The 2453-nt window shown below is 70.1% G+C and carries 3 protein-coding genes; all 3 read left to right on the forward strand.

Annotated elements, in window-relative coordinates:
* A partial coding sequence (groEL, locus tag VFN12_RS02615) for a chaperonin GroEL (RefSeq protein ID WP_325117004.1) occupies positions 1-1075 on the forward strand: 1075 nt, incomplete at its 5' end.
* Positions 1076-1235: 160 nt separating this feature from the next.
* On the forward strand, positions 1236-1649 hold the full coding sequence (locus tag VFN12_RS02620; protein WP_325117005.1) for a hypothetical protein: 414 nt from the start codon (positions 1236-1238) through the stop codon (positions 1647-1649).
* 63 nt (positions 1650-1712) lie between these two features.
* On the forward strand, positions 1713-2453 hold a 741-nt coding region (locus tag VFN12_RS02625), incomplete at its 3' end, for an IMP dehydrogenase (RefSeq protein WP_325117006.1).

The raw sequence follows: 2453 nt of genomic DNA on the forward strand, positions 1-2453 counted from the left end.
CGAGCTGGAGTTCACCGAGGGCATGCAGTTCGACAAGGGCTACATCTCGGCGTACTTCGTCACCGACGCCGAGCGCATGGAGACCGTCCTCGAGGACCCCTACATCCTCCTGCACCAGGGCAAGATCTCCGCGGTCGCGGAGCTGCTGCCCCTGCTGGAGAAGGTCATCGCGGCCGGCAAGCCCCTGTTCATCCTCGCCGAGGACGTCGAGGGCGAGGCGCTCTCGACCCTGGTCGTGAACAAGATCCGCGGCACCTTCAACGCCGTCGCGGTCAAGAGCCCGGCGTTCGGCGACCGGCGCAAGGCGATGATGCAGGACATCGCCACCCTCACCGGTGGCCAGGTCATCGCCCCCGAGGTCGGCCTCAAGCTCGACCAGGCCGGGCTCGAGGTGCTCGGCCAGGCCCGCCGGGTCGTGGTCACCAAGGACAACACCACGATCGTCGACGGCGGCGGCGAGGCTGCCGACGTCGAGGCCCGGGTCAACCAGATCAAGGGCGAGATCGAGAACACCGACTCCGACTGGGACCGCGAGAAGCTCCAGGAGCGCCTCGCCAAGCTCTCCGGCGGCGTGTGCGTGATCAAGGTCGGCGCGGCCACCGAGGTGGAGCTGAAGGAGAAGAAGCACCGCATCGAGGACGCCGTGTCCGCGACCCGCGCGGCGATCGAGGAGGGCATCGTGGCCGGAGGCGGATCCGCGCTGATCCACGCCGCCGCGGTTCTGTCCGACGACCTCGGCCTCAGCGGCGACGAGGTCGCCGGCATCGGGATCGTGCGCCGCGCCCTCGACCAGCCGCTGCGCTGGATCGCGGAGAACGGCGGCGACAACGGGCACGTCGTGGTCGCCAAGGTCCGCGACGCGGGCGTCGGCACCGGCTACAACGCCGCCACGGGCGAGTACGGCGACCTGGTCGCCCAGGGTGTCCTCGACCCGGTCAAGGTCACCCGCTCCGCGCTGATCAACGCCACCTCGATCGCGGGCATGCTGCTCACGACCGAGACGCTGATCGCGGAGAAGCCCGAGGAGGACGAGGACGAGGCCGGCCACGGCCACGGCCACGGGCACGGGCACTGACCCGCCCGAAACTGACGCGCAAGACGCTGACCCGCCCGAAACTTTCGGGCGGGTCAGCGTCATTTTGCGCAGCGTCGGACCACGGACCGGCCGCTGGACGCCGCAGTCGTGCTCGGTCGTTCTGCCACGGAAACCGTGGGCGCCCCCCACAATGACTGCCATGACAGCAGCAAGGGTGGCGACCTACGCGTCCATCGGTGCCGTGGCGGTCTGGGCGGTCAAGGCCCTGTCCATCGGGATCGCCGGGGGCCTGGGCAAGAGCCCGGCCGAGGGTCCGCTCTTCTTCCTGGGCATGATCCTGTTCCTGACGGGTGTGGTGGCGATCGGGCTCGCGATCACCGCCGGCCGGTCCCTCGGCGCCCGCGCACTGGGGGTCGTCGCAGCGGTGGCGGTGACGTTGGTGGTCTGGCTGGCGATCGACACCGTGATCGCGTCGCTGGCTCCCGCGAACGACCCGCACTGGGTGTGGGCCGAGGTCCAGCTGTGGGTGATCGCCGTGGTGGTCGCCGTCGGTTGGCAGTTCTGGCTCGGTCGCATCGGGCAGCGCGTGCCCCGCGAGGGCGTGCCCGCCTGACCTGATCTGACCTGGGCCGACGGTAGGATGGTGTCCCGCCGACCCAGACCCGCAAAGGACCCCATGACCGACTCCGGAGTCCCTGACAAGTTCACCGCCCTGGGCCTGACCTACGACGACGTCCTGCTGCTGCCGGGGCGTTCCGACCTGGCCCCGACCGACATCGACACCACCACCCGGCTGACGCGCGGGATCACGCTCAAGGTGCCCCTGGTCAGTGCCGCGATGGACACCGTCACCGAGTCGCGGATGGCGATCGCGATGGCCCGCCAGGGCGGCCTCGGCGTGCTCCACCGCAACCTCTCGGTCCAGGACCAGGCCTACCAGGTCGACCTGGTCAAGCGGACCCAGACCGGGATCATCTCCAACCCGGTGACGATCGGGCCGGACGCGACCCTCGAGGAGCTCGACCAGATCTGCGGTGAGTTCCGCGTCTCCGGGCTTCCCGTGGTCGACACCGACAACCGCCTGCTGGGCATCTGCACCAATCGCGACCTGCGCTTCACCCCCGTCGCCGAGTGGGCCACCACGAAGGTCGACGAGGTGATGACCTCGACCCCGCTGGTCACCGGCCCCGTCGGCATCTCCCGCGACGAGGCCACCGCGCTGCTGCGCAAGCACAAGCGCGAGCGGCTCCCGCTGGTCGACGAGCAGGGGCGGCTCGGCGGACTGATCACGGTCAAGGACTTCGTCAAGAACGAGCAGTTCCCCCACACCTCGCAGGACGCCGACGGTCGCCTCATGGTCGGCGCCGCGGTGGGCTACTTCGGCGACGCCTGGCAGCGCGCCACCACCCTGGTCGAG

Source organism: Nocardioides sp. (assembly GCF_035703625.1).
Classification (GTDB): Bacteria; Actinomycetota; Actinomycetes; order Propionibacteriales; family Nocardioidaceae; genus Nocardioides.